We start from the raw sequence: 25,477 nt of genomic DNA on the forward strand, positions 1-25,477 counted from the left end.
CGCGACCGTCACCGGCGGCGCGGCGCCCGCCGGTGCGGTCGCGTCGGCGGTGACCTCGCCGTTCGGGCGCGTCCCGGCGGGAGGTCGCAGGTCGAAGGCCGGGGCGAAGGTGACAGTGCCCGAGCAGCGGTCGACCAGGTACGCCTTGGCCTGCGGGCCAAGCCCGGCGAAGCTCTCCACCGGCTGCCAGATCTCGAACGTGCGACCGTCGTGCTCGCGGGCTGCCACGCCCAGCTCGACAGTGCCGGCCGGCACCTCCACCCCGAGCAGCAGGTCGAGCGCCTCGGCGGTGTGCGCCAGCGGCGCGTGCGCCGCGCGCAGCACCTGCCCCGGCTGGCCGGTGCCCACCCCGAGCAGCTCCGCCTCGACCGGTTCGCAGTGGTGCATCCGCACCGTCACCGACGTCTCGTCGTCGGGCAGCAGCGTCGGCTCGGTGGTGACGAACACCACCGGCCGGGGGTCCGCGCCCCGGGCCGCCGCGACCCGCAGCCCGGCCGGGATCCGGACCGCGCCGCGGTCGGTGCCGGTACGGGTGAACCGGACGTCCGCCCAGGCGGCGGTCGGCGCGTGCCGGGTGACCCCGAGCAGGTTCAGGAACGACACGTACGCCTTTTCCGGCAACTGGTTCAGCCGGTAGATCATCACTTCGGTGAGGTGCGCGAACGCCTCCACCAGCGCCATGCCGGGGTCGTGCGCCGACAGGTCGGTCCAACCCGGGCAGGACTGCCGGATCCGTTCCCGGGCCTCGGTGACCAGGTCGAGGAAGCCGCGATCGTCCAGGTGCGGCACGGGCAGCGTCATGATCGACCTCCCTGGGCGGGCTCGTCGGCCGGGAGCAGGTCCACGGAGAAGACCAGTTGCCCGGGTGTCAGGCTGGCCCGCACCCGGTAGTCCAACCGGATCACCAACCGCCACGCGTCGTCCGGGTCCGGCCCGGCGTCCACGTCGATCACCTCGACCCGGGGCTCCCACCGGGCGATGGCCTGCCGGACGTAGTGGATGGCCAGACCGGCTGTGGTGTCGTCGTTGGGCGCGAAGACCAACCGGTGTAGTCGGGAGCCGTACCCGGGTCGCATCAGCCGCTCGCCCGGCGTGGTCGACAGGAGCAGGAACAACGCCTGCCGTACGCTCTCGTCGCCCTCGGCCATCGCCAGGCCGCCGGCCGCGGTGAGCGCCAACCCACCGGAACGGCCGGCGTCGAAGCCGGCACCGACGAAGCGGAAGGCCCTCATCGGTCCGCCCCCAGGAACCCCTGGCCCGGGTCGCGCACCGTGTGCTTGACCAGCCCCGGCGGCGTGCCATTGGTGAACCCCTCCAGGTGCGACAACACCACCCGGTGCCCGTCGACGCGGACCCAGTCGCTGTAGCCGACCCGGACGGTCAGCGTCGTCGTGCACGGCTTGATGGTCGGGCCGTAGTTCGGGCAGGCGGTGATCGTGCGTCCCTCCGGGTCGTCGTCGACGAGCACGGGCACACCGGTGACTGTCACCCACTGCCGCGAGGGTCGGTTCTCGACCCGGCCGTCGTGATCGCAGGTGATCACGGAGTCGCGGTGGATCCAGCGCATCAGCCGCCTCCTTCGTGGTGGGCGCGGGCGAGCGAACGGGCCTGCTCCGCCGCGGTGGTCGGGTCCTCGGTCGAGTCGGCGTGCAGGAAGTCCACGCTGCGGGCGCGCACCACCATGGCCCGGCCGGGTGCGGAGATCACCAGGTCGGACGCCGCGTGCAGGGTCAGCAGGTCGGGGGTCAACTCCAGGAAACTGCCGCCCTCGGTGGCCAGCCGCAGGCTCCGTCGCACGTCGTCGACGACGATCGACTGCCCGCCGGCGGTGCGCATCGTCCAACGGCGGGCCTTGCCGTCGTCGATGCCCGTGTCGTACGGCTCGACGGCGCCGAACAGCGAACCGAGCACGATGCCCGAGGCCGGCTCGCCGCCGGGCAGCACCACCAGCACGGTGTCGCCCGGATCGGGCAGCGCCACCAGACCCTTGCCCGGCCCGGCCCCGGGACACAGCACGGCGAGCCAGCCGGCGTCCAGGTCCCCGTACGCCGGCAGGGTCAACCGGGCCCGGCCCAACCCGTCCGGGTCGGCGACGTCGGTGACGGTGCCGAGGGTGACCACCGCGCCGCCGGTCGGGGTGGCCGGGGTCGCTGGCGGCACCGTGGAGAAGCGGGTCAGGTGCCCGTCGGCGTCCACTGTGTGCACCACCTCGGTCAGCACGTACGCCCCGGCGACCGGGTCGGGCACCCCGCCGAGGTCGACGCGGCGGCCCGGCCGCAGCGCCGGATCGCCCTCGGCCACCCCCTCGGCCGTGACCAGCGTCGCCGCCCGGGTGTCCAGCCGGGCCTGGGCCACCGCCGCCAACTCGTCGTCGCTGCGGCCGGGCTGGTCCACGGCGGTGCGAACGCCGTCGGCGCCCACGTCGGCCGGATCCGGGCGGTCGGCGGCGGGCCGACCGCAGCGCGCCTCGTCGACCTGCTGGCTGATCACCTCGGCCCGCTGCGGGTGCCAGCCCAGGGCCGCGCTGGCCCCGCTGGCCTGGTCGGTGTTTGTGGACAGCCGCAGGGTGTGCACCCCCGCGCCGAGCGTCAACGCGACCGGCTCCCCGTAGCCGGCGAGGGTGACCAGCCGGACGCCGTCGCCGTCGGCGGCGAGGTGCAGCCCGGCCCGTCCGGCCACCTCGCGCAGCAACTCCAGATCGCTGTGCCGGTGCTGGAGCAGCCGCTCCAGCCGAGGGCCGTCGACCTCGGCGGTCACCGCCAACCCCACCGCCCCGCACAGCTCCCGGGCCAGCTCGGCGGCCGTCACCGAGGTGAAGACCCGCAATCCCTGCCGCTTGCGCAGCCGGTGCAGCGGGTCGTACGCCCGCAGCCGCAGCACCGCCGCCCCGTCGGCGGCGTACTCCACCTCCACGCAGGTGACCTCACCGGCGAACAGAGTGTCCGCGTGGTCGGCCAGCCGTACGTCGAGCGCCGTACCGGGGCGTACCGCCGGGTCGAACGCGCCGGGCCCGGCGGTGGTGGCGAGCACCAGCTCGGCCTGGGTGGGCTGGTCGAGGCGGGCCGCCACCCGCAGCGAACGGACCCGCTGACGGGCCGCGCCGGCAAGCTCGACGCCGTCGAGCAGGACGATCAACGCCCGGGGCGCGATGCTGGTCACGGCGTACCCCCGGGGCCTGGGTGCGTGCCGGTCGGGGTGGGCCCGGTCGACGATCCGGCCGTCGGGCCCCAGGCTGCGGGCGCGGTGGCGATGGAGGCGCCCACGAACGCCGCGCCGGCACCTACCGCGCCGGCCATCGCCCGCGCGACGCCTGCCACCGCACCCGCCACCGTCGGCCCACCGCCACCGGGCGGTCCGGCCGGTGGGACGGCGAGGGTGGTGCCGGCCGGCACGGCGAGGGGATCGGTGATCCGGTTGTGTTCGGCCAGCAGCCGCCAGCGCAGCGGCGAGCCGAGCGCGTCGTTGGCCAGCAGGTCGAAGCGCACACCGGAGCGACCCGGCTCGGCCGCGCCGTCACCGGCGGCGATCAGCGCGCTGCCCGGCGCTGCGGTCGGGGTGCTCGCGGCGGCCAGCTCCTCGGCGAAGCCGGCCTCGGCCTGATCGGCCGTCTCGGCCGCGCGGACCAGCTTCAGCCGCAGCCAGGAGCGCCGCGGCGACCCGGTGCCGGTGAACGCGTCGAAGCGTTCCGCCACCGCGATGATCACACCGGGCACGTTCCAGGTCTTGCCCCAGACCAACCGGACCAGCGGCGGCCGCAACCAACCGTGCTCGGCGGTGGAGTTCTCCGCCAACATCCACAGCGGACGGGTGAGCACCCGGACGTCGGCCGGACGCAGTTGCGCCTCCACGAAGTCGACGTCGAAGAGCAGGTCGAGCACCAGTTCGGTGCGGCCACCGCCGGTGAAGACCAGCGGATCGTCGGCCAAACCGGACCCGGTGAGCTGCCCGCCACCGGCGCCGCGTTGACGTACGCCGGCGAGCCGGGTCACCTGCACGGTCTCCGGGTTGAGCAGGCAGTCCACCCGTTCCCCGGAGGAGTCGATGAGGAAGGCGACGCGTTCCATCAGTAGCCCGCCTGTTCCCGGTCGAGTCGGGTCAGCTGTGCGGTGTCCACCGCCGCACCGGCGACCGACCAGAGTGCGGTGTCGTCGGGCAGCGCCGGCCACGGGTCGACGCCAGTCACCGCCACGTCGAGTGGTGGTCCGTCGAGGTCCGTCGCTCGGCCGCCGCCGGCCGTTCCGGCGTCGCGCAGCGCGGCTCGGCGCCCGGGTGGCACCGGTTCGCCGGGCAGGGCCGGCCAGGGTGCAAAGTCCACGACGCGGTCCCTGCGCCCGGAGGTCGACGTGTCCCCGGCGCTCGTCGCCGTCGAGCCGGTCCAGGAGGCGTCGGCCCCGCCCGGGTTCGGCCAGGCCGGTCGCCCGGCCGACGCCCTCACCGCCGCCGTTGGGTCCACTCGCGACGTCCGGCTCGCGCTCGGTGTGTCACCACGCGCGTGCTCGCGCTGGTCCTTTTCGGGCCGGGCCTGACTGTCCGCCGAGTCGCCTCGGAACCCGTCGCCACCACCCGACAGCCGGGCGGCGCCGGGCCGTGCGGGGGACGAGCCCGGGGGATGCCTGGAACCATCGTCGACCTCACCCGACCACCGTGCGTCGAGGGACGGGTGTGTAGTGGCTCGGGTGGCTTCGGCGTCCGTCCGGTGCGGGTGGTCACTCGGCGAGCCGGGCGGCCCGAAGACCATGGAGCGGACGGGCTGCGAGCCTCCGTCCGACCGGGGCAGACCGCCGCCGTCGGCGGCCGTGGCGCTGCCCCGAGCGACCTCCCGTGCCGGAGGCACCGCCGCACCCGGTCCCGCCGGCCCTGTCGCTGCGTCCGACCGGGTTCGCACGTCCGGCATGGCTGATTCGGTCGGCGGGACTGGTCCGTCCGAGCTGGGCCAAGGCACCCGGCCGCCGGATGGGCCGTCGGCACCGATCCCCGTACCGTCGGGCTGGTCACCAGCCCGCGATGGGCGGCCCGACCCGCCGGTCCGGCTCCCGGCACCCGACCTGGTCGACCCCGCGTCCCCGCTCGCACCGGGACCGCGCCCGCCGACGCCGCGCGCGCTGCCGGGGCCGCCCGCGTCCCCCTCGCTGCCGAACCGGCCGAGCTTGGCGGACCCGGCGAGCCCGCCGGACCTGCCGAACCGGCCGGACCCGCCGAGCTTGGCGTTCGCGACCGGGTCCGCGCCGTCGGCGTCGACCTGAAGCGTCGATTCACTTTGCCCGCCGTCCCCGGCCCCGAGCTTGGCGTTGCCGGCTGGGGACGGATCGAGGTCCAGGTCGTGCAGGAGGCCGGGCGCGTGGGCGGCGACCAGATCCAGCCAGTGCTGCGGAGGCTCTCCGAAACGGCGTGGTGTCGGCGCGGGCGTCGCCGACGGTGGCGGGAGGTGTCCGGCAGGCTCGACCCGACCGGCGAGGCGCTGCACCGCCCCGGCCGCCGAGCGCAGCCGGCCGGCCAGCCAGCTACGCGGGCGTCGGCGCGGTGGCACCGCCGGTCTCCAGCTCCAGGCCCTCGTAGCGCAGGGTCAACGAGGCGATGGCGATCTCGTGGCTGAGGGTGTTGAGGTGCGCGCCGCGCCAGCGGGTCGGCCACGCTTCGATCAGGTTCCAGCGCAGCACCTCGGCAGTCCCGACCGAGTCGAGCAGCACCACCGAGACGTTGCGGCGGTTGAGGGTGCCCTGGGCGGTGGCGTTCACCCAGTCCCACAACTCCCGGGAGGCGGTGAGGCCGAAGTGCAGCGTCACCGGCTCGTACTCGGCCTGCCCGGGCACCATCCGCATCCGGCCCAGGCCGTGCTCCCGGTACGGCTGCCCGGGGATGTTCACCTCCAGCCCGGTCATCTCGGTGAAGTGGCCGTTGGTGACGCCGTTGATGAGCAGTCGGAAGTTGTACGCCCGGTACGGGTCGACCGGGGCGCCGGGCTGCGGAGTGGCGGTGGTCGGCATGTCAGCCTCCGATCGTCTCGGTCTCGGTGCCGCCGGCCCACTGGCTCAGCTTGAACACCACGAATTCGGCGGGCTTGACCACCGCGATGCCGATGTGGGCGATCACCATGCCCGCGTCGCGGACCTCCGGCGGGTTGGTCTCCTCGTCGCACTTGACGAAGAACGCCTCCTCGGGGCTGCGCCCCAGCAGCGCGCCGTCGCGCCACACCCGGGTGAGGAACGCCCCGATGTCGCGCCGGATCGAGCGCCACAGGGTGAAGTCGTTGGGCTCGAACACCATCCACCGGGTGCCGTTGGCGATGGCCTGCTCGATGGCGATGCTGAGGCGTCGGACGTTGAGGTAGCGCCACTCGCTGGCCTCCGCGGCGAGCGTACGGGCGCCCCAGACGCGGATGCCCTCGCCGGCGAAGTAGCGGATCACGTTGACGCCCTTGGGGTTGAGCACGTCGTGTTCCGGTCGGGTGACCAGGTAACCCAGGTCGACGGCGCCGCGCACGGGTTCGTTGGCCGGGGCCTTGTGCACCCCGCGCAGGGCGTCGGTGCGGGCCCAGATGCCGGCCAGGTGCCCGCTCGGCGGGGTGAGTTCCAACTCGCCGCTGATCGGGTCGCGTACCCGCAGCCAGGGGTAGTAGAACGCGCCGAACTCGGACTGTCGCGGCCGATAGGCGGCCCCCTCGTGGCCCCCGGAGCCGCCCGGCTGGGCCGCGCCGCCGCCGGGACCACCGGCCGCGCCGCCGCCCGTACCCTCGGCGGGCTTGGGGGGTTTGCCGGAGGATGGCGTGGCGACCCGGGTCAACGCGGAGATGTCGTCGATGTCCGGCGCCGGGTCGCAGATCGCGACCATGGTGCGGGTGCGCTCGGCCATGCTGAGCAGCGCCTCGTGGGACACCACGTCGTGGAAGCCGGGTGCGGCGATGATGGATATCTCGTCGACGGCCTCCAGCAGTTGCAGACCGCCGCGCCGCTGCCCGGTGCCGGTGATCGCGCCGCCCTCACCGACGTTCACCACCCAGCACCGGGCGCCCCCGTTGTCCAGGAAGCCGAAGACCGCCCGGGCCAGCGCGGTGCTCTCCAGCCGCTCGCCGGCGGCGAAGAGCCGCAGGAACTCCGTCCAGTTGTTGACCGGCACCGCCTTGCCCAGGTGGGCGGAGCGGTCCGGGGCGACGCCGACGAAGGCGGCGATGCTGGTGCTCGCCGGCCCGATCGGTCGGGCGCCGCTGGGGACCTCCTCGACATAGATGCCGGGGGAGAAGTAACTGGGCATCGGTCCTCCTGTGCGGGTGAATGTCAGTGGGTCGGTGGCGCGCAGACGATGACGATGTCGTCCTCGGCCGGGTCGACGTCGGCGGTGAGGACCAGCCCGCGTCCGGTCAGCCGCAACCGGACCGGGCTCGGGTGCTCGGGGTCGTGCGGGACGCCGACGATCAGGAACCGGCCCTCGGTGTCGGTGCGGGCGGCGGACCCGGTGGCGGGCAGTTCGACCCGCATCGCGGCCAGTGGCTGCTCCTGGGGGCCGACCACCCGCCCAGTGAGGCTGCGCACGTCGAGTTGCCGCAACCGCAGCGGTTGCAGCACCGGCGGCGCGGCCGGAGTCGGGTGGTCCACCTGCGCCGCCACGTCGATCAGCAGCGCCGGTCGGGGCGCCGTGCCGAAGGCCAGCCACAGTGGGGGATCGCCGGCCTCCAGCAGGACCGGGTAGCTGCCCTCGCTTGTCGCGGCGGTCAGCACCCGGTCCAGCCGGGGCAGCCCGGCCGGCCCGGTGACGCAGAGCAGGTGGCGGACCGTGAACCGGTACGGTTCGCGGACCGCGCCGCTGGAGCGGGTCTGCCGGGCCGGGCGCAGTTCGAGGGGCCAGAGGGTGAGCCCGTCGGCGTCGTCGCACGCGCGGGGCGGACCGACCGGGACGGGTTCCCCCGCCGCGCTGGTCACCCAGGCGACCAGTTCGGCGGTGGCGGTCTCGATCGGTCCGCGCCCGTGGGTGCTCATCGCGGCGGCGTCCCCTGGATCCGGTACGCGATGGCCTCGTTCCACACGTGCGGGTAGACGCCGATCTCGAAGTACCTGGTGAAGCGGTTGATCGGCGCGTTGGTGTGGTCGTGGTAGAGCAGCCACACCGGCGCGATGGTGAACAGGACGTAGTTGGCCAGCACCAGCGGGATGTAGAGCGGGCCGAGCAGGCGACCCTGGAAGATGTGCACGTCCTCGTGCCGCTGGATGCCCGAGCTGGAGCCGGCGCAGACGGTGCCGATGGTGGTGGCGTAGCGGGGCGAGACCCCCTCCACCACGCTGACCCGACCGCTGCCCAGCGACGTGGGCCGGTCCAGTGAGTGCCCGAAGATCAGGTGCACGGTCAGGTAGATGGCGCCGACGACCGTGTTGAGCAGACTCCAGGTGTGGTCGACGACGAAGAGGAAGATGCCGCGGGCGTCCGAGGCGTACACCCCGGCGGAGGCCACCGACCAGCCGAAGACCGCGCCGACGACCAGGCCCACGACGGCGCCGATCAGCAGCCCGATCGGGCCACCGGCGAGGAAGCCGAGCAGGGCGCCGAAGCCGACCTGAATGGCCGCGCTGAGAATTCCGAAGACCATGACGGCACCCCTCTCAGACCCAGGAACGGAAGACTCGGGGCTCGCGACCGCTCGCGACCTGGGTCGGCGTCGCCTGCCGGTTGCCCGGCGGGAACTGGTTGACGCCGAGCGCGGCGGAGAAGATGACGAGCGCGTTGAAGAAGGCGATGACCCACTTCTCGCCGCCGGCGTCGTCGGCGAACGCCGCGGTCAGGTAGGACAGCAGCAGCGCGATGGCGATGGCGATCCACTTGCGGAGCTTGTCGCCGCTCGGGCCGATCAGCCCGCCGATGACGTTGGTGGCCAGCAGGGTGGCGGCGCTCGCGCCGGCGATGGTCCCCAGGGCTGCCCAGGTGAAGAGATCGTTCATGACGATCCCCCTTCTGCGATGGTGCGACCGGGATGTGGTGGTGGTGAGGTCCGGTGCCCGTCGGGGGCACCGGGGCCGGTCGCCGTCGTTTCGGGGGCGGCCGGGGCCGGGCGTGGCCGGCTGAGCCGGCCACCAGTTGGATCAGCCGGGCCCCGGGGCGCCGGCGGGCGGGCCCGGCGGCGGGGTCGGACCGGGCGCAGCCGGCGCCGCGGGGTGACGGCGGCGAAGCAGGAGTACGCCCACCGCGGCGACCAGCAGCAGGAGGAGGACACCGCCGACGACCAGCAGCCAGGGGAACCCGCCGTCGTCCTCCTCGCCGGCGGCAACCGGCGAGGTGGACGGTCGAGGTGGCGCCTCGGCCACGGCGCGCAGCTCGGCCGGCTTCTCCTGGTTGGGATCGACCTTCCAACTGACCGAACGGCCGTTGACGGTGCCATTGCTGTCGATCACCCGGCCGGGAAATGTCACCGAGATCTCGAACGACATGAGCTTGAGGAACGCCTGTTGGTTCTGCGGATTCTGCTCCGCAACCTTTCCGCCATATTTCTTGGGATCGAGCGGCAGCGTGAAGCGGTACAGGTCGCCGTCCCTGACCAGTTTCACACTTTCGGTGTCGAAACCGGCCAGCGGCGCCTTTCGGTAACTGATCTGGGAGCCGTAGAAAGTGTCGTCCTGGTAAAGCGTCTCCTCGCCCGCCGGTAGGGCGGGGATGTTCTGCCGCAACTCCGCGAAGGCGACCGGGAGGTTCTTGTTACGCCCGCTCAGGACCGACTTCTGGGCGGTCAGCAGGAGTTGCCCGTCGACCGTGTCGTCGGCGTTGACTGTCAACCCCATGTTGAGTTGCATGCAGCCGCTGAGCGCGGCGAGAAGAAGGAGGCACACCGCGACGCGGAGTGCCCTACCGCGGTTGACTCTCCTGTTCATGGGCTCAGTGTGTGTGATCGCTTTCATCATCAGCAGTCAGCGATCGGTCACAACGAAGTCGCCGATTGTACCGGCGCGCTGTCGCCTTTGATTAGCTCGGACGGCGACTCGAATGACTATTCTGGAGCTTTGGGGCCACGATGGTTCCTCGTCGACCGTCATCTGGTCGGAGGAGAATTGTCGCGTGCGTCATGCCGGTGGATCCCGACGGGCCACCGCACCCGGTCGCCGTGCGACCGCCGGCTCAGCCCGCGGGCGGTCGCCAGTCCGCGTAGCGGGCCATGCTGCGCAGGGCCACCCGGCCCGGGGTGAGTCGCAACGCGATGCTGCGCATCGCGACGGCAATCGGGTTGCGCAGCTGCTGTCCGAACCGCCCAGCGACGTAGGAGGCACGGGCAACGGACTGACTGCGTGGTCGACGCTGCGCGTCGTACGCGGCCAGGGCGGCGGGCACTCCCTCGGCGCCGCCGGCGCAGACCGCGCCGAGCACCACCGCGTCCTCGATCGCCTGCCCGGCGCCCTGCCCGAGGTTGGGTGTCATCGGATGAGCGGCGTCGCCGAGCAGCGCCACCCGGCCCCGCACGTACGAGGGCAGCGGCTCGGCCAGGTAGTGGATGTCGTTGCGCAGCACGACGTCGGGTGGGGTTGCCGCGAGCAGCGCCGGGATGGGGTCGTGCCAGTCGCCGAAGCGCTCCCGCACGGCCGCCAGCTCGTCGGGGGCGTGACCGCCGGGCGGGGCGTTCAGTGCGCCGTACCAGTAGAGCTGGCCGTCGCCGATCGGCACCATGCCGAACTCGGCTCCCGGCCCCCAGGTGATGGCGGCCGGGATCGGATCGGGAAACGCGATGGCCGCCCGCCACGTCGTCGATCCGGCGTACACCGGGCCGGGGTGTTGCGGCCAGAGCTGGGCGCGGACCCGGCTGCGCAGGCCGTCGGCGCCGACCACCAGATCGGCGGTGACCGTGTGCGGGCCGTCGGGCCCCTGGTAGTGCACCTCGGCGCGGTCCGGGCCGGACTCGACGTGCTGGACCGTGGCGTTGGTGTGCAGGGACGAGGCGGGCAGCGCCTCGCGCAGGGTGCGGTGCAGCGTGGCCCGGTGCACGCCGAGCGCCGTGGTGCCCAGCTGCCGGATCATCTCCGAGGCGTCCACCCGGGACACCCACCGGCCGTGCCGGTTGCGGATTCCACCGGGCGCCTCACCGTGTCCACCTCGGCGCAGGGCCGGGCCGAGGCCGAGGGCGTCCACCCCGCGCACGGCGTTGGCCATCAGGCTCAGGCCGGCGCCGACCTCGCGCATTTCGGGGGCGCGCTCCAGGACGGTGACCCGCCAGCCGTGCCGGTGCAGGGCGAGCGCCGCGCTCAACCCGCCGATGCCGGCGCCCACCACCACCGCGTGTGAGTCGTCCATGTCGATTCTCCTTCTACAGCTGTAGAAGAGTGATACTACCTGCGGACCCAGGGAAGGAGGAGTGCCATGACGGCGCGGGCGAACCGGATCGCGACGCTTACCGACGCGGCCATCGAACTGATCGCCGACGGTGGCATGCGGGCCCTGACCCACCGGGCGGTCGACGGCCGCGCCGGAATGCCGCCGGGCACCACCTCCGCGTACCTGCGGACCCGCCAGGCCCTGATCGAGGCGGTGGTGGGACGGCTCGCCGAACGGGACCGGGCCGACCTGGCCGCGTACGACCTGCCGACCGGCCCGCCACCCCCGACGTCGGCCCCCCGGCTCGACGGCGACGACCTCGACGCGCTCGCCGCCGGCGTCGCCGAGGTGCTCGACCGCTGGTTGAGCGTCGGACGGAGCCGAAGCCTCGCCCGCTACGCCTGCCTGTTGGAGGCGGTGCACCGGCCCGAGCTGCGGAGCATCCTGCAGCACGGCACGGGCCTGCGGGTGCAGGCCCGGGACCTGCTGACCCGGGCCGGGGCCACCGACCCCGATCGGCAGGGCGACCAGTTCGTCGCGTTCGTGGACGGGCTGCTCTTCGACCGGCTGGCCGGCGCGGGCGCGCTCAGCGCCCCACAGCCCGGTACCGCGGCCAGCCGCGCCGACCTGGGCGCCGCCGTCCGTACGCTGCTACGCGCCCTCACCGGCAGCTGACCCGACCGGCGAACGGCTCGCAGGCCCGGCAGCGCGGCGCGCTGGCACGCCGCGCAGGACCATGGAGCAGCCCGGTGATCAGGTGCGACGTGGGATGGGAGACGATCGCCTCGGGACGCCGTGGGCCGCCGGCACGGTGCCGTGGGGCCGGCCCTCTGGAGCTGAATCGTTTACGACATCGAGCCTGATGCGTTCGCGGCATCAGCTCCACAGGGGGAGGGGACGGCGTGCTGCGGTGAGCGGCGGCGTGGTGTCGCGCGCTCGACGGCGGCGGGCCGGCCGGCGTGGGTGGGAGAGGTTGGGCGATGGTGCGGTTCAGCGGCGTGCGGACGGCCGGCGGACGGCTGCGGCACGGCTGGCGGCCGGTGCTGGAGGCGACCGTGGCGGCCACCGTGGCCTGGCTGATGGCCACCCGGTTGCTCGGGCACCCGCAGCCCTTCTTCGCGCCGGCCGCCGCGCTGATCGTCCTCGGCCAGGCCCGGGGGCAGCGCATCCGCCGAGCCGTCGAGGTCGTCCTCGGGGTCGCCGCCGGGGTGCTCGTCGCGGACCTGGTGGTGCAGGCGCTCGGCCCGGGCAGCACCTGGACGGTCTTCACCGTCATCCTGCTCACCGTCCTGCTCGCGGTGGCGTTCGGCGCCACCGGCGTGACGCTGGTGCAGGCGGCGGTCTCCGCGCTGTACCTGGTGGTGGTCGCACCCCCGGACGGGTCGTTGGTGCCGTTCCGCTTCGTTGACGCGCTGGTCGGCGGCGTGGTCGCCCTCGCGGCCAGCCTGCTGGTCGACGCCCGCCGTCCGCTGGCGCCGCTGGTCGCCGAGGTGCGGCGGACCTTCGACGAGTTGGCCGGGCTGCTGGGCGGGATCGCCGACGCGCTGGACGACCGCGACGAGACGGCGGCGGTCGCCGCGCTGAGGCAGGCGCGGGGGATGGACGCCCGGGTGGACGGGCTGCGCGACGGTGTGCTGGCCGCCGGTGAGGCGCTGCGGCTCAACCTCCGTCGACGTCGGCACATCGGTCGGCTGCGCTCGGTGGACGAGTCGATCCGGCAGATCGACTACGCGGTCCGCAACGTCCGGGTGCTGGCCCGCGCGGGGGTGACCCTCAGCCGGCTGCACACCCCGGCCCCGCCCGAACTGGGCGCCGCCCTGCGGTCACTGGCCGAGGCGGTCCGTGCGGCCGGTGCCGCCCTCGCCGCCGACCTGGACGGGCAGGAGGAGACCGCCGACCAGCACGCCACCCGGGCCGACGAGTCGGCGTTGGCCGCGGTGCACATCGCCGGGCAGCTCTTCGGCTCCACCCAGACCCTCCCCCTGGCGATGATCATCGGTCAGGTGCGGGCCACGGCCATCGACCTGCTGCGCGGCGTCAACCCGGAGGACGACGCCGCCGTCCTCGCTCGGGTCGACGACGCCCTCGGCCTCCCACCGGTCTGACGCCGGCACCGCTCATGGCTGGGCCGCTGCCCGTGGGGGTTGGGCGGTGAGCCAGGCGATGGCGGAGTCGCGGATCGGGGCGGGGATCTCGTGGCCGCCGGGGAACTCCTGGTAGGCCACGTCGTAGCCGAGGTCGTGCAGGCGGGGGACGAGGCGGCGGCTGCACACGTCGACGGGCAGCACCCGGTCGTCGACGCCGTGCGAGATGAAGATCCGTGGCCGGCCGTGGGTGACCGGTGGCGCGGCGAAACCGGGGGAGAAGGCCAGCACCGCGTCGACCAGGTCCCCGTTCGCCAGGCCGAGCGACAACGCGTACGACGCGCCGTCGGAGAAGCCGCCGACCGTCACGTCGGACACCGGGTAGGTGTCGAAGACGGTCGTCAACAGGCAGTCGATGCGCCCCACGTCCGCCCCGAAGCCGCCGGCGATCAGGTCCCAACTGGCCGCCGACGAGTCCGGGGCGACCAGCAGCAGGTGCTGCGCGTCCGCGACCGGCAACAGCAGGTCCAGCCCCTGTCGCGCCGAACCGCCCGCACCGTGCAGGAGCAGCACCAACCGGTACGCCGAACCGTCGGTCGCCGGCTCCGGGGCGTACCCCAGGGCCAGCCGGTCCCCGTCGGGGCCGGTGATCGGCACCAGCCCGGTGCGGCCCGGCGCCACCGGCGAGTGGCGGCGGGCGGTCAACCGGCCGTCTCGGGGGCTCGGCGGCGGGTCCCAGTGCGTCGGCGCGGAGTCGGACACGGGTCGGCGCTCCTCGCGGTGGACGAAAGGTCCGACGCGGTTACCCGGCCGGTGCGGGGTTAACCGTCGGCGTGCGGGGCTGGGCGTCGACTCAGGCGCTGGCCCGGGCCACCAGGGCGGACGGGAAGAGGGTCACCGGATCCGCCGGGCGACTGTCCAGCAGGGCGGTGGTCGCGGCGACGGCGATGCGCCCCACCGGATGACTCGCCGTGGTCAGCGCAGGGGCGGTCAACCCGGCCAACGGGATGTCGTCGAAGCCGGCCACCGCGACGTCGCCGGGCACCCGCGCACCGGCGTCGCGCAGGCCCGCGATCACCCCGAGCGCGGTGTCGTCGCTGATCGCGTAGATCGCGTCGATGTCCGGCCAGCGGTGCAGCGCCTCGCCGGCCGCCGTCCGGCCGCGCGCCGCCCGGAAGTCCCCGGGCAGGATCCGCTCCGGTAGGCCGGCCTCGGCCATGAGCCGGCGGTACGTCTGCACCGGGCGTTGCGCGCAGGGCAGCCACCGGGGGCCGGTCACCATGGCGATCCGGCGGCGACCCGAGGCGTACAAGTGGCGCAGCACCGCCTCGGAGCCGGCGACGTTGTCCACGTCGAACGACGGCACCCACGCCGAGCCGACGCCGATCGAGACCACCCGACCGCGTAGCGACCGGGGCACCGCCGCCAGCAGTTCCTCGGTGGTGTTGACCAGGATCACCCCGCACACGCTGCGATCCCCGTCGAGTTGATCGAGGCTGCGCGGGTCGCCGAACGGCAGCCAGTACAGCGCCACCCCGACACCGGCGGGCGTGCACACCCGGGCGGCGGAGCCGACCACCTGGTGCACGTACGGGTCGTCCAGCACCTCGGCGCTGGTCCCCTGAACAGCCACGACGAGGCGTACGCCGCCGCCGCGGACGAGCGCCCGGGCGGCCGGGTTGGGCACGTAGCCGAGCTGGTCGACGGCTGCCGTGACCTGTTTCCGGGCGGCCGGCGAGGCGAACCCGGTGCCGGCGATCACCCGTGACGCCGTGGACCGGGACACCCCGGCGACCCGGGCCACGTCCTCGAGGGTGGCCGGTCGGTGTGCCGCTGTCGTCATCGTCGCCTCCTGCGGCGGCCCGTCCGGTCGGGCCAACGCCTGCGCACATCATGCCCCGGCCGGACCAGCAGCGGTAAGGGGCGGTCCCGGGTTGTGGTGGTAGCGCTCTCAGGTGTGCGATCGTGCCAGGAGATCACCCCGAGAAAGAGGACCACCCTCGTGAGCGCCCCTACCAGTCGACCCCTGGCCCCGGACACCGCGTCGCCGAACCTGCGGACGGTGCGGCTCGCCCGCAACGGCGTCGCTGTCACCTTCACCCTCAACGGGCTGGCCGTCGGCAGTTGGTTCTCCCGCGTCCCGGCGGTCCGTGAGGCGTTGGACCTCTCCGCCGGCCGACTCGGCCTGCTGCTGCTGGCGATGAGCGTCGGCGCGCTGCTCGCCATGCCCACCTCCGGCCTGCTCGCCCAGCGATTCGGCGCGGCCCGCACCGTCACGATGGCCACCGTGCTGGTCGCGGTCGGCCTGACCGTGGCGGGGGTGGGCGCCACGATGACCGGGTCGTTCGCCATCGTCGCGCTGGGCCTTGTCGCCCTCGGCTACGGCTCCGGCGCCTGCGACGTGGCGATGAACGTCGAGGGCGCGGCGGTGGAACGGCGGCTGGGCCGCACGATCATGCCCCGCTTCCACGCCGGGTGGAGCCTCGGTTCGGTGGCCGGGGCGGCGCTCGGCGCCGGGGCGGCCCGGTTCGACGTGTCGGTCGGCGCGCATCTCGCCGCGGTGGCGGTTGTCGTGTTGACCGGCACCGCGCTTGCCGCCCGGACGTTCCTGCCGGTGGGCAGCGATCACACCGGCGACCCGGCGGACGCCACCCCGGCCGCCCGCCGCCGGGCGCAACTCGCCGCCTGGCGGGAGCCGCGAACCCTGCTGATCGGGCTGTTCGTGCTGGTGGCGGCGTTCACCGAGGGTGCCGCCAACGACTGGCTGGCCGTTGCGTTCATCGACGGACGGGACCTCAGCGAGGCCGCCGGCGCGGCGGTCTTCGCCGTCTTCGTGGTGGGCATGACCGTCGGGCGCACCGCCGGCACCATCGCGCTGGACCGGTGGGGTCGGGTGCCGGTGCTCAGCGGCACCATCGGCCTCGCCGTGGTCGGCGCCGGCCTGGCCGTGCTGGCGGGCTCCGGGCCGGTGGCCATCATCGGCGTCGCGCTGTGGGGTCTCGGTGCGTCGCTGGGCTTCCCGGTCGGGATGAGCGCGGCGGCCGACGACGAGGCGCACGCGGCGGTGCGGGTGAGCGTGGTCGCGGTGATCGGCTACACCGCGTTCCTCGGTGGCCCGCCGTTGCTGGGGCTGATCGGTGACGAGGTCGGCACCCTGCGCGCGTTGCTGGCGGTGCCGTTGCTGCTGCTGCCGACCCTGCTGCTGGTGCCGGTGCTGCGCCCGCCGCACCCTGCCGAAACCGCTCCGTCGGTAGGTAAAAACTAACCCATCTCGCCGCGGGGCGGTATCGGGTGCGTGGCCGACTGCGCCGCGCACCCGTGCTGGTTACTGTCGCCCGATGCCAACCGACGAGATCACCGCCGCCGCGGCGGGCACCTGGACCCTGGGCGACCGCACAGTGCACCGGATGGGCTTCGGCTCCATGCGGATCACCGCGAACCCCGACCCTGACCGGGCCGTGGCCCTGCTGCGCCGCGCCGTGGAGCTGGGCGTCAACCACATCGACACGGCCGCGTTCTACGTCTCGCCCGGCGGCACCCTGCGCGTCGGCACCGGCCCCGCCCGCTACGCCACCGAGCTGATCCGCACGGCGCTCGCCCCGTACCCGGAGGACCTGGTGATCGCCACCAAGGTCGGTTTCGGGTACGACCCGGAGGCGGGCTTCACCGAGGCGTTCACCCCGGCGCAGTTGCGGGCCCAGGTGGAGGAAAATCTTCGCCGGCTCGGCCGCGACCAGCTCGATGTGGTGAACCTGCGCCTCGGCCGGGGGCCGGGTCCGGTGCCGGTCGCCGACCGGTTCGGCGCGCTCGCCGAGTTGCGGGCCGCCGGGCTGATCCGGCACCTCGGGCTCTCCAACGTCCGGCCGGAGCAGCTGGACGAGGTCGCGGGCATCGCGCCGGTGGTGTGCGTGCAGAACAACTACGGGGTGGACGCCTACCGGGAGCAGGACACGTTCGTGCGGCTCTGCGGCGAGCGGGGCATCGCCTACGTACCGTTCTTCGCGCTGGCCGGGACCGGGCGGGAGGCGGGCGCGAGCGCCGCGCAGGGCGAGGCCGTCGAGGCGGTCGCCCGCGCGCACGGCGTCACCCCGCAGCAGGTACGCCTCGCCTGGACCCTGCACCAGGGCCCCCACGTGCTCGCCATCCCCGGCACCGCGGACCCGGACCACCTGGCGCAGAACGTGGCGGCCGGTGCCCTGCGCCTGACCCCGGAGGACCTGACCCAGCTCCGTTGACCGGCCACCCGGCCACCGCTCAGGCTCGCACGACGTGGACGACGATCTGGTAGCCGTTGCCCACGGTGCCGGGAAAACCCTCCGACAACGCGTCCACCACGGTCAGCCTGAGCGCGAGGGTCTCGTGCGCGATGAGCTTCTGATGCGTGGAGATCGCTGCCGCCACCTCGGCGGGCGCGGCGATCGACACCGTGATCCGGTCGGACACCTCGAAGTCGGCGTCGCGGCGGGCCTGCTGGACGATGCGAACCACATCGCGTGCGACCCCCTCGGCCGCCAGTTCGGGGGTGATCTCGGTGTCCAGCGCGATCGTCGCGCCGCGCTGGGACTCCACCACCCAACCGGTGCGCGGCACCTCCGTGATCAGCAGGTCGTCCAGGCCCACCTCGACCTGCGCGCCGTCGACCGACAGCGGGTACGTCCCGTTCGTCCGGACGCCGTCGACCAGGTCCCGGGGGGCCACCCCGGCGATGGCCTTCGCGACGTGCTGGGTGCGGTTGCCGAACCGGCGGCCCAGGGTCCGGAAGTTCGCCTTGACCCGCACGTCGATGATCCCGCTGTGGGGATCGAGCGGCTCCAGGACCTTCACGTTCAACTCGTCGCCGATGTCGTCCAGCAACGCCTGCGGGAGGACGGTGCCGGCCGGCAGCCCCACCAGCGCCCGGCTCAACGGCTGACGGATCCGCAGACTGCTCGCCTTACGCGCGGACCGGCCCGCCTCCGCCAACGCCCGCGCCGTGGCCACCTGGGCCGACAACTCCGTGTTGATCAGCGTGGTGTCGGGGGTGGGCCAGGTCGCCAGGTGCACCGACTCCGGGGCCGCCACGGCCCCCCGCCGGACGACCTGCTGCCACACCTCCTCCGTGACGAAGGGAATGAACGGCGCGAGGAGCCGGGTGAGGATGTCGAGGCACTCGTACAGGGTGGTGAGCGCGTCGGGGTCGCCCTCCCAGAAACGCTGCCGAGACCGCCGCACGTACCAGTTCGACAGGTCGTCGATGAAGTCGGCGAGCGGTCGGCCGGCGCGCGCCGTGTCGTAGTTCTGCAGTCGTTCGTCCACGGCGGCCGCGAGGGCGTGGACCTCGCCGACGATCCACCGGTCTAACACCGGTCGCTGGGCGACCGGTTGCGCCAGGTGCGGCGCCCAGGTCGAGTTCGCCGCGTAGAGGGAGAAGAACGCCGCGGTGTTCCAGTAGGTCATCAACACCTTGCGGACGATCTCGTCCAGGGGCCCGGGCCCGATCCGGCGCGGCGACCACGGTGAACCGGAGCAGGCCATGAACCAGCGCACCGCGTCGGCGCCGTGCGTGTCCATCAACGGGATCGGCAGCAGGATGTTGCCCAGGTGTTTGCTCATCTTGCGGCCGTCCTCGGCCAGGATGTGCCCGAGGCAGACGACGTTCTCGTACGGGGACCTGTCGAAGACCAGCGTGCCCACCGCCATCAGCGTGTAGAACCACCCCCGCGTCTGATCGATCGCCTCGCAGATGTACTGGGCCGGGTAGGTGCGCTCGAAGATTTCCCTGCTCCCCGGCACGTGGGGGTAGCCCAACGACGCGAACGGCATCGCTCCGGAGTCGTACCAGGCGTCGATCACCTCGGGGACGCGGGTGGCGGTGCGGCCGCAGTCCGGGCAGTCGAAGGTGATCTGGTCGACGTACGGGCGGTGCGGGTCCAGCTCGGACAGGTCGGCGCCGGCCAGCTTCCCGAGCTCGGTACGGGAACCGACAGCGGTCACATGGTTGTCCAGGCACCGCCACAGCGGCAGCGGAGTGCCCCAGTACCGGGAGCGGGACACCGCCCAGTCGATGTTGTTCTTCAGCCAGTCGCCGTACCGGCCGTGTTTGATGTGCTCCGGGAACCAGTTGGTGTTCTCGTTCTCCCGCGTCAGCTCGTCGCGTATCTCGGTGGTCCGGATGTACCAGGATGGCTGCGCGTAGTACATCAGCGGGGTGTGGCACCGCCAGCAGTGCGGGTACGGGTGCTCGAACGGCTCATGCCGGAACAACCGACCAGTCGTCCGGAGACTGTCGATGAGCAACGCGTCGGCGTCCTTGAAGAACACCCCACCGACCAGGTCGATGCCGTCGTCGAACCGCCCGTTCGGGGCGACCGGGTTGACCAGCGGCAACCCGTACGCGCGGCAGACCGCGAGGTCGTCCGCGCCGAACGCCGGCGCCTGGTGCACCAGGCCGGTGCCGTCCTCGGTCGTGACGTATTCCGCGAGGACCACCCGGTGCGCGTCCGGGATGTCCACCAGGTCGAACGGGCGCTCGTACCGCAACCCCTCCAGGGCCGACCCCGGTACGGTCGCCAGGATTTCCGCCTCGTCGCCGAGGACCCGCTGGGTCAGCGGTTCGGCGACGACGAACGTGCCCCGCTCGGTGCGGGCCACCGCGTACGTCACGCCGGGATGTACGGCGACGGCGGTGTTGGACACCAGGGTCCACGGGGTGGTGGTCCAGATCAGCAGGTCGACACCGCTGTGTCCGGCCACCTCACCGCGCAACGGGAACCGCACGTACACGGAGGGGTCGGTGACTGTCTCGTACCCCTGCGCCACCTCGTGGTCGGACAGGGTCGTGCCGTCGCGGGTGCAGTACGGCGCGACCCGGAAGTCCTCCACCAGGCGCCCGCCGTCGTGGATCTGCTTCAGTGACCACCAGACGCTGTCCACGTACTCCGGGGACATCGTCTGGTACGGGTGCTCCAGGTCGATCCAGTAACCCATCCGCTCGCTGAGCTGGACGAACTCGTCGACGTGCCGAAGCACCGAGGTGCGGCAGCGGGCGTTGAACTCCGCGATGCCCATTCTCTCGATGTCGGGCTTGCCGCCGAGCCCCAGTTCCTTCTCGACCGCGAGTTCGACCGGCAGGCCGTGACAGTCCCAGCCGGCGCGGCGTGGCACCGAGAAGCCCCGCATCGTCCGGTACCGGGGAAAGAGGTCCTTGAAGACCCGCGCCTCGATGTGGTGGGTGCCCGGCGTGCCGTTGGCGGTCGGCGGCCCCTCGTAGAACACCCACGGCGTGCCGTCGGCCGTCTGTTCCAGACTCCGGTTGAACACGTTGTTGGCCTGCCACCACTCGATGACCGCACGGTCCATCCCGCCAAGGTCGATCTTGGTGGGCAGTGGCACGAATGGCGACTTCGATGGACCGTCCGGCACCGACGCTCTCCCTACACTTCACATCCGCTCGCACGGGCATCAGCTCACTGCCCACGCGGGGACGAAGCGCCGGGCGTAGGGCCAGGACTCCGCGGTACCACCCCGCTTGCGCCTCGACGGTGCAGGCGCCGCTCGATTTCGCGACGTGACGTGCCGCAACGTCCGGTTCTACTGGGGCGGCGGCGCTGCCCGTTCTTCCGGAGGCTCCCCGGTGATGGCCGGATCGGTGCCGATGCCGCCCAGCATAGCTGTCCGTGCGCAGAGCCAGTGGCCGGAATACTAGGCGTGCAGCCAGACGCGGAGAGGGCCGGTGGCGGTGAAGCCGGCGGAGAGCGCCGGCGTCAGGTCCGGGGTGGTTTCGTAGCCGACCAGCGGCGCGTCGGGCAGGGTGGCACACACCGCGCGCCAGATGTCCCGGGAGTTGTCGGTGCGGGTGAAGAGGTTGGAGACGCCGTGCGGGCCACCGCCGCTGAGCACCGCTCCACCGGTGATCACACCCCGGTCGTCGTGGCGGGCGAGCACCCGTACCCGGGGGTCGGCCAGGAGCACGGGGCGGAACAGCTCCCCACCGCCGTGGGCCGCCGCCCAGGCCGCCAGCTCGTCGGGTGTGCTGACCGGGGTGAGCGGCGGGACGGGCGGCGGGGCCGACGCTGGCCGGTGGATCCACTGTGCGTCGAAGAGCACCCGGAACCCGTACCCGGACAGGTCGAGGTCGGCGAAGCTGTCCTTCACCGTCGCGCCGGGCCCCGAGTCGATCCGGGCCAGCAGGGCCTCGGCGTCGACGCCCGGCCGCAGGGTGACCGCGTCCGGGTACCACTGTGGCGATCGGTGGGGGACCGACCAGGCGGCGGCGTCGGTACGGCCGGCCAGCCCTTGGCTGCCGCACACGATGTCGCACCATTCGGCGTTGTTGCGAACCGCCGCCACCCGCTCGTTCTCCAGCACGCCAGGCAGCCTAGACAGCCGGGGCGCTGGCTCAGGGGGCGTAGACCAGGTCCATCGTGTCGGTGTGCCCGGACCAGCGCAGGTCGAGGCGCCAGCAACCGGCCTGGGGCAGGTCGATGATCGACGGACCGGGGCCGCCGGCGACCTCCCGGGTCACCAGGGTGTCGCTGCCGTCCAGCCTCGCGGTGATCACCAGGGTTGCCGGTGCCGTCGGGTCGGGTGAGGTCGTCGCGGCGCGGGCCACCCAGAGGATCTTGTTGTTCGACCCGTCCTTGCGGACCTGGCGCAGGGGATGGGCGAACAGCACCGCCACGATGTCACCCTTCGCGCCGAAGACGTGCGGAATCCGCGCGTCCCCGCTGAACCCGGCGTCCGCCCAGTCGGGCAGGGATCCCGTCTCGACCCGCGAACCGCAGCCCGTCGCGGCGCTCGCGGCGCTGGCCGTGGTGGCGGCGGTGGTGGCCGTCGTGCCTGTGGTAGCAGCCGGTGCGGCCGCCCCGCCGCTGGTCGCGGTCGTGCACCCCGCCAACAGGACTACCGATGACACCAGCATCAACCTGCCCCGTGAACCCATCCGCACTCCTCCGGTACACCGGCCGCCACCTCGGGCTGGAACAGACCGAGCGGCGGCGAATCGTCGTGTCTTCAAGACACCGCCCGATCCCGCCCGGTTCCCTAGTCCAGCGAGCGGGCGATCTCGATCGCCTCGGCCTTGGTGAGGGTGCCCTCCAGCCGGTAGCTCACGTCGTCGTCCTGCCAGATCAGGGTCGAGGCGGCCAGCCGAGCGGTCTCCCTGCGGATTCCGCCCGCCCGATCCACGTAGGACAGCACGTGTGGGCCGTCGACCCAGACGGCGAAGTCGCCGTTGACCTGGACCCAGCTCGCGCCCGGCGGGATGACCTCCTTGTGGAAGGCCAGGTTGAGGCGACCGTCGAAGGCGTCGACACGCAACGCGCCCCCGTCGTAGAGCAGCGTCGCCACCCGGTACCGGCCCGTGACGTCCGGGTCGGCGACCAGCACCTGCTCGGGCTGGCCCAGCTTCGCCGGCAGGCGGATCGGAAACCGCACCGCCCGTTGGGCCTCGTCCACTGCGACGGCCCGCTGCCCGGGCAACGGCGACGCGGTGCCGCCGGGCGGCGTCGGGGTGGGTGAGGTGGCGATGCTCACCCCGGCGAAGCGCAGCAGCCCCGTGACGACGTCGGCGATCGCGGCCCGCGTCGGCGGCAACACCGCCACCAGCAGGGCGACGAGCGCCACCGCGGCGAGCGACCGCCACCGGCGCCGCCGGGGCGCGGGCGTGCTGAGTCGTACGCGGACGCGGGCTGTCACGTCGGGCGGATCGGGGGTGTCCAGCCAGGCGGACAGGTCACGCAGTTCCCGTTCGAGGTCACCCATGCCGGACCTCCTCACGGTCGAGCAGGCTGCGAAGTTTCGCCAACGCCCGGGACGTACGCGACTTCACAGTGCCCCGGGGCCAGCCCAGAGCCGCCACCGTCTCCTCCTCGCTGAGATCGAGGAAGTACCGGCAGACGATCACCTCGCGGTCGCGCACCGGCAGTTGCCGCAGCGCCTGCACCAGCGACGCCCGGCGCTCGCCGGCGAGGACCGCGCCGACCGCGTCGTCCTCGACCATCTCGGACGCCGGGTCCGCTGCCGCCGCCCGCAGGACGAGCCCGTCCCGGCGACCCCGGGAGCGGTGCAGGTTGCGCGCTTCGTTGGCGACGATCGTGAGCAGCCACGACCGAAAGGACGCGTCGCCGCGAAAACGGGACAACTTCCGGTACGCCTTGACGAACGCCTCCTGAATGACGTCCTCCGAGTCCGAGCCCGCGCCGAGCAGCACCGCCGTCCGGTACGCGGACGCGGTGTGCCGGGCGACCAGGAGGTTGTACGCCTCCAGGTCACCTGCCCGAGCGCGGGTGACGAGCGCCTCGTCGTCCAGGGGAGAGACCTCCGTTCGGATCACTCTCATGACACCGCCCACCCGCCGCGGGTTCCACCCGGTTTCCGACGCAGGTCAGCTGTCTCCCATCCGGCGTGCAGGGTATTGCCAGGAATCGGTGCTGCACTGGAGGGGCGTCGAGGAGAGGGGCGGGGCATGAGCTGGTTCAATCGTCGGTCACGGGGCGCCGAGGCGACCCCGACGAAGCTGGACCGGGAGGCGACCCGCGACGACCTCGCGGCGCTGGAGGAGTTCGTCGCCACCCGGCGCGGGGTGGAGTTCTACCTGGAGCCGGAGACGACCGCGACGGACACCACCGTGGTGGCGATCGCCCACGACGGCGAGTGGATCCGTCGGCGTACCGGAACGCCCCGGGCGGCCGGGACCATCGCCCGCAAGCACGCGGTGCCGCTCTACGAGGCGGCGCGCACCGGCTACCCGGAGCGGATGCGGACCTGGAGCCGGGCCCACCCGGAACGCCACACCCGCTGAACTCCAGCTGTGCGGATTTTCCAGAGTCAGGATCGGTGCGGGTGGGCCGGCGCGGGTTCGTGGAGGGCGGTCGCGCGGGCCTCCACCCGTCGGAATTCAGGCGATGTCACCGTTCGTAACGTCACGGCGAGCGCGAGGGCGCAGAGAGCTGCTCCGCTCCCGAAGACCGCTCTGACGCTGACCAGTTCCGCGGTGAGGCCGGCGACCAGAGCCCCGAGCGGCATCGATCCCCAACTGGTCAGGCGGCTGACCCCGCTGTATCGCCCCATCATCTCGTCGGGCACGACGAGTGCGCGAAGCGAGCTGTAGGTGACGTTCCACGCCCCGGAGCCGGCGCCGCCCAGGACTGTCGTCACGGCTACCAGCCGGGGGGACGAGGTGATCGCTGGTGCTGCCAGCAGCACGGCGAAGCTGGCCATCGACCCGGCGAGGACGACCCGCCGTCCCAGCCGGCGGGTGAGCGCGGGCGCGGCGGAGGCTCCCACGACGCCGCCCACTCCCAGGGCTCCGATCAGCAGGCCGTATTCCGCGCGGCTCAGGTCCATCGGTCCGGGTGCGACCGCGTAGACGACGATGACCGCCATCCAGGCCGCCCAGCATCCGCTCGCCGCGCCGGCCACCAGCAGCAGGGTCCGCAGAATCTTCGCCTGCCATACGTACCGGATGCCCTCCCGGATGTCGCTGAGGAGGCCCCGGGCGTTCGTCGCCGGTCCGGGGTGACAGTCGCTGCGGTAAGGGCCGGTCATGACCGCCAGAGCGAGCAGTGCGCCCGCGTAGCCGACGCCGCCCGCGCCGAGCGCCACGGCCAGTCCGGCGGCGGCCAGCAGTCCACCCAGCGGGGGCCCGATGAACTCGTTGGCCGCGGTCTCGGTCGCGGTCAACTTCGCGAACGCGGATTCCATGCGGTTGCGGGGTACGACCATCGGCACGACCGCCATCCGGGTGGTGTCGGCGAATACCTCGGCGGTGCCGAGAAGCAGCGCCCCCGCGTACAGGCCGGCCAGCGGAAGGCTGCCCAGGACGAGGGCACCCATGAGCACGGCCAGGACCAGGGCGCGCGCGGCGGCCATCGTCATGATCAGGTGCCGGCGATCCACCCGGTCGGCGAGGGCGCCGGCGGGCAGTGAGAAGAGCAACCAGGGCAGGGTGTTGGCCAGGGTGGCGGCGGCGACCAGCGCAACGGAGTCCGTCAGCGAGACGGCCATTAGCGGCAGTGTCAGCTTGACGACGCCGTCAGCCAGGTTGGTGACGGCGGCACCGCCCCACAGAGCGTTGAAGTTCCGCGTGCTCACGGTCGTCGGGTGGCCTGGGAGGGTGTCGCTGTGCATGGCCGGGA

General features: G+C 73.1%; 25 protein-coding genes and 1 pseudogene. 5 read left to right on the forward strand and 21 right to left on the reverse strand.

Annotation, left to right across the window (positions count from 1 at the left end):
• The 13 genes and pseudogenes from ABZU74_RS30030 to ABZU74_RS30090 form a co-directional block, all read right to left on the reverse strand.
• A pseudogene (locus ABZU74_RS30030) lies at nt 1–801 on the reverse strand (putative baseplate assembly protein); the annotation flags it as partial.
• Entirely contained in the window at nt 798–1,232 is a 435-nt protein-coding gene (locus ABZU74_RS30035; RefSeq protein ID WP_355430850.1) for a GPW/gp25 family protein, read from the reverse strand. The pseudogene ABZU74_RS30030 and the gene ABZU74_RS30035, both read right to left, overlap by 4 nt.
• Nucleotides 1,229–1,567 (reverse strand): hypothetical protein, encoded by a 339-nt coding sequence (locus tag ABZU74_RS30040; RefSeq protein WP_355430853.1) that lies wholly within the window; start codon nt 1,565–1,567, stop codon nt 1,229–1,231. The genes ABZU74_RS30035 and ABZU74_RS30040 overlap by 4 nt, the downstream gene beginning before the upstream one ends.
• A complete protein-coding gene (locus tag ABZU74_RS30045; RefSeq protein WP_355430856.1) occupies nt 1,567–3,159 on the reverse strand; it encodes a contractile injection system protein, VgrG/Pvc8 family in 1,593 nt (530 codons plus the stop codon). Before ABZU74_RS30045 ends, ABZU74_RS30040 begins: the two co-directional genes overlap by 1 nt.
• On the reverse strand, nt 3,156–4,064 hold the full coding sequence (locus ABZU74_RS30050; protein ID WP_355430859.1) for a hypothetical protein: 909 nt from the start codon (nt 4,062–4,064) through the stop codon (nt 3,156–3,158). The genes ABZU74_RS30045 and ABZU74_RS30050 overlap by 4 nt, the downstream gene beginning before the upstream one ends.
• Entirely contained in the window at nt 4,064–4,315 is a 252-nt protein-coding gene (locus ABZU74_RS30055; protein WP_355430862.1) for a hypothetical protein, read from the reverse strand. Before ABZU74_RS30055 ends, ABZU74_RS30050 begins: the two co-directional genes overlap by 1 nt.
• A gap of 1,186 nt (nt 4,316–5,501) precedes the next feature.
• Complete coding sequence (locus tag ABZU74_RS30060) at nt 5,502–5,984, reverse strand: phage tail protein (RefSeq protein WP_354974675.1); 483 nt, start codon at nt 5,982–5,984, stop codon at nt 5,502–5,504.
• 1 nt (nt 5,985) lies between these two features.
• Entirely contained in the window at nt 5,986–7,248 is a 1,263-nt protein-coding gene (locus tag ABZU74_RS30065) for a phage tail sheath subtilisin-like domain-containing protein (protein WP_355430865.1), read from the reverse strand.
• A gap of 23 nt (nt 7,249–7,271) precedes the next feature.
• Nucleotides 7,272–7,970, reverse strand: coding sequence for a carboxypeptidase regulatory-like domain-containing protein (locus ABZU74_RS30070; RefSeq protein WP_355430868.1), 699 nt, complete (start codon nt 7,968–7,970; stop codon nt 7,272–7,274).
• The gene (locus ABZU74_RS30075) at nt 7,967–8,575 is read right to left on the reverse strand and encodes a glycine zipper family protein (protein WP_355430871.1); all 609 of its coding nucleotides are present in this window, start codon (nt 8,573–8,575) and stop codon (nt 7,967–7,969) included. The genes ABZU74_RS30070 and ABZU74_RS30075 overlap by 4 nt, the downstream gene beginning before the upstream one ends.
• 13 nt (nt 8,576–8,588) lie before the next feature.
• A complete protein-coding gene (locus ABZU74_RS30080) occupies nt 8,589–8,924 on the reverse strand; it encodes a hypothetical protein (RefSeq protein ID WP_354942767.1) in 336 nt (111 codons plus the stop codon).
• Between the two features lie 141 nt (nt 8,925–9,065).
• Nucleotides 9,066–9,848, reverse strand: coding sequence for a DUF3153 domain-containing protein (locus ABZU74_RS30085; RefSeq protein ID WP_355430874.1), 783 nt, complete (start codon nt 9,846–9,848; stop codon nt 9,066–9,068).
• A 244-nt stretch (nt 9,849–10,092) separates the two neighbouring features.
• Nucleotides 10,093–11,256 carry an FAD-dependent oxidoreductase gene (locus tag ABZU74_RS30090; protein WP_355430876.1) on the reverse strand — a complete coding sequence of 388 codons (1,164 nt, stop codon included), beginning with the start codon at nt 11,254–11,256 and terminating at the stop codon, nt 10,093–10,095.
• A 66-nt stretch (nt 11,257–11,322) separates the two neighbouring features.
• On the opposite strand from ABZU74_RS30090, the gene ABZU74_RS30095 reads away from it, so the two are divergent.
• Nucleotides 11,323–11,952, forward strand: a complete 630-nt coding sequence (locus tag ABZU74_RS30095) for a TetR/AcrR family transcriptional regulator (RefSeq protein WP_355430879.1) — start codon at nt 11,323–11,325, stop codon at nt 11,950–11,952.
• Between the two features lie 305 nt (nt 11,953–12,257).
• Nucleotides 12,258–13,382, forward strand: a complete 1,125-nt coding sequence (locus ABZU74_RS30100) for an FUSC family protein (RefSeq protein ID WP_355430882.1) — start codon at nt 12,258–12,260, stop codon at nt 13,380–13,382.
• A 12-nt stretch (nt 13,383–13,394) separates the two neighbouring features.
• Here ABZU74_RS30100 and ABZU74_RS30105 read toward each other — a convergent pair whose 3' ends face one another.
• Both ABZU74_RS30105 and ABZU74_RS30110 read right to left on the reverse strand, forming a co-directional pair.
• Nucleotides 13,395–14,123, reverse strand: coding sequence for a phospholipase (locus tag ABZU74_RS30105; protein WP_355430885.1), 729 nt, complete (start codon nt 14,121–14,123; stop codon nt 13,395–13,397).
• 91 nt (nt 14,124–14,214) lie between these two features.
• The gene (locus tag ABZU74_RS30110; protein ID WP_355430887.1) at nt 14,215–15,204 is read right to left on the reverse strand and encodes a LacI family DNA-binding transcriptional regulator; all 990 of its coding nucleotides are present in this window, start codon (nt 15,202–15,204) and stop codon (nt 14,215–14,217) included.
• A 159-nt stretch (nt 15,205–15,363) separates the two neighbouring features.
• Between ABZU74_RS30110 and ABZU74_RS30115 the strand changes: the two genes are divergently transcribed.
• Nucleotides 15,364–16,626, forward strand: a complete 1,263-nt coding sequence (locus ABZU74_RS30115) for an MFS transporter (protein ID WP_355430890.1) — start codon at nt 15,364–15,366, stop codon at nt 16,624–16,626.
• A 73-nt stretch (nt 16,627–16,699) separates the two neighbouring features.
• Nucleotides 16,700–17,596: an aldo/keto reductase gene (locus tag ABZU74_RS30120; protein ID WP_355430893.1), complete on the forward strand. Its 897-nt coding sequence runs from the start codon at nt 16,700–16,702 to the stop codon at nt 17,594–17,596.
• Nucleotides 17,597–17,615: 19 nt separating this feature from the next.
• Here the strand turns inward: ABZU74_RS30120 and ileS are convergent, their stop codons facing one another.
• The 5 genes from ileS to ABZU74_RS30145 form a co-directional block, all read right to left on the reverse strand.
• Complete coding sequence (gene ileS / locus ABZU74_RS30125) at nt 17,616–20,762, reverse strand: isoleucine--tRNA ligase (RefSeq protein ID WP_355430896.1); 3,147 nt, start codon at nt 20,760–20,762, stop codon at nt 17,616–17,618.
• A 279-nt stretch (nt 20,763–21,041) separates the two neighbouring features.
• Entirely contained in the window at nt 21,042–21,707 is a 666-nt protein-coding gene (locus tag ABZU74_RS30130) for a hypothetical protein (protein ID WP_355430898.1), read from the reverse strand.
• Between the two features lie 31 nt (nt 21,708–21,738).
• A complete protein-coding gene (locus tag ABZU74_RS30135) occupies nt 21,739–22,260 on the reverse strand; it encodes a hypothetical protein (protein WP_355430963.1) in 522 nt (173 codons plus the stop codon).
• A 122-nt stretch (nt 22,261–22,382) separates the two neighbouring features.
• The gene (locus ABZU74_RS30140; protein ID WP_355430901.1) at nt 22,383–23,102 is read right to left on the reverse strand and encodes a hypothetical protein; all 720 of its coding nucleotides are present in this window, start codon (nt 23,100–23,102) and stop codon (nt 22,383–22,385) included.
• Nucleotides 23,095–23,679: an RNA polymerase sigma factor gene (locus tag ABZU74_RS30145; protein ID WP_355430904.1), complete on the reverse strand. Its 585-nt coding sequence runs from the start codon at nt 23,677–23,679 to the stop codon at nt 23,095–23,097. The genes ABZU74_RS30140 and ABZU74_RS30145 overlap by 8 nt, the downstream gene beginning before the upstream one ends.
• A 126-nt stretch (nt 23,680–23,805) precedes the next feature.
• On the opposite strand from ABZU74_RS30145, the gene ABZU74_RS30150 reads away from it, so the two are divergent.
• The gene (locus ABZU74_RS30150; protein WP_355430907.1) at nt 23,806–24,141 is read left to right on the forward strand and encodes a hypothetical protein; all 336 of its coding nucleotides are present in this window, start codon (nt 23,806–23,808) and stop codon (nt 24,139–24,141) included.
• Nucleotides 24,142–24,167: 26 nt separating this feature from the next.
• On the opposite strand, the gene ABZU74_RS30155 is transcribed toward ABZU74_RS30150, so the two are convergent.
• Nucleotides 24,168–25,433: an MFS transporter gene (locus ABZU74_RS30155; protein WP_355430910.1), complete on the reverse strand. Its 1,266-nt coding sequence runs from the start codon at nt 25,431–25,433 to the stop codon at nt 24,168–24,170.
• Between the last annotated feature and the right edge of the window lie 44 nt (nt 25,434–25,477).

This window comes from Micromonospora sp. NPDC005171 (genome assembly GCF_040608575.1).
Taxonomy (GTDB): Bacteria; Actinomycetota; Actinomycetes; order Mycobacteriales; family Micromonosporaceae; genus Micromonospora.

Coding starts and splice junctions, on each gene's coding strand:
- ABZU74_RS30035 (WP_355430850.1), bottom strand. CDS start 1,232: ATGAGGGCCTTCCGCTTCGTCGGTGCCGGCTTCGACGCCGGCCGTTCC.
- ABZU74_RS30040 (WP_355430853.1), bottom strand. CDS start 1,567: ATGCGCTGGATCCACCGCGACTCCGTGATCACCTGCGATCACGACGGC.
- ABZU74_RS30050 (WP_355430859.1), bottom strand. CDS start 4,064: ATGGAACGCGTCGCCTTCCTCATCGACTCCTCCGGGGAACGGGTGGAC.
- ABZU74_RS30060 (WP_354974675.1), bottom strand. CDS start 5,984: ATGCCGACCACCGCCACTCCGCAGCCCGGCGCCCCGGTCGACCCGTAC.
- ABZU74_RS30065 (WP_355430865.1), bottom strand. CDS start 7,248: ATGCCCAGTTACTTCTCCCCCGGCATCTATGTCGAGGAGGTCCCCAGC.
- ABZU74_RS30070 (WP_355430868.1), bottom strand. CDS start 7,970: ATGAGCACCCACGGGCGCGGACCGATCGAGACCGCCACCGCCGAACTG.
- ABZU74_RS30075 (WP_355430871.1), bottom strand. CDS start 8,575: ATGGTCTTCGGAATTCTCAGCGCGGCCATTCAGGTCGGCTTCGGCGCC.
- ABZU74_RS30080 (WP_354942767.1), bottom strand. CDS start 8,924: ATGAACGATCTCTTCACCTGGGCAGCCCTGGGGACCATCGCCGGCGCG.
- ABZU74_RS30085 (WP_355430874.1), bottom strand. CDS start 9,848: ATGAACAGGAGAGTCAACCGCGGTAGGGCACTCCGCGTCGCGGTGTGC.
- ABZU74_RS30090 (WP_355430876.1), bottom strand. CDS start 11,256: ATGGACGACTCACACGCGGTGGTGGTGGGCGCCGGCATCGGCGGGTTG.
- ABZU74_RS30095 (WP_355430879.1), top strand. CDS start 11,323: ATGACGGCGCGGGCGAACCGGATCGCGACGCTTACCGACGCGGCCATC.
- ABZU74_RS30100 (WP_355430882.1), top strand. CDS start 12,258: ATGGTGCGGTTCAGCGGCGTGCGGACGGCCGGCGGACGGCTGCGGCAC.
- ABZU74_RS30110 (WP_355430887.1), bottom strand. CDS start 15,204: ATGACGACAGCGGCACACCGACCGGCCACCCTCGAGGACGTGGCCCGG.
- ABZU74_RS30120 (WP_355430893.1), top strand. CDS start 16,700: ATGCCAACCGACGAGATCACCGCCGCCGCGGCGGGCACCTGGACCCTG.
- ABZU74_RS30135 (WP_355430963.1), bottom strand. CDS start 22,260: ATGCTGGTGTCATCGGTAGTCCTGTTGGCGGGGTGCACGACCGCGACC.
- ABZU74_RS30140 (WP_355430901.1), bottom strand. CDS start 23,102: ATGGGTGACCTCGAACGGGAACTGCGTGACCTGTCCGCCTGGCTGGAC.
- ABZU74_RS30145 (WP_355430904.1), bottom strand. CDS start 23,679: ATGAGAGTGATCCGAACGGAGGTCTCTCCCCTGGACGACGAGGCGCTC.
- ABZU74_RS30150 (WP_355430907.1), top strand. CDS start 23,806: ATGAGCTGGTTCAATCGTCGGTCACGGGGCGCCGAGGCGACCCCGACG.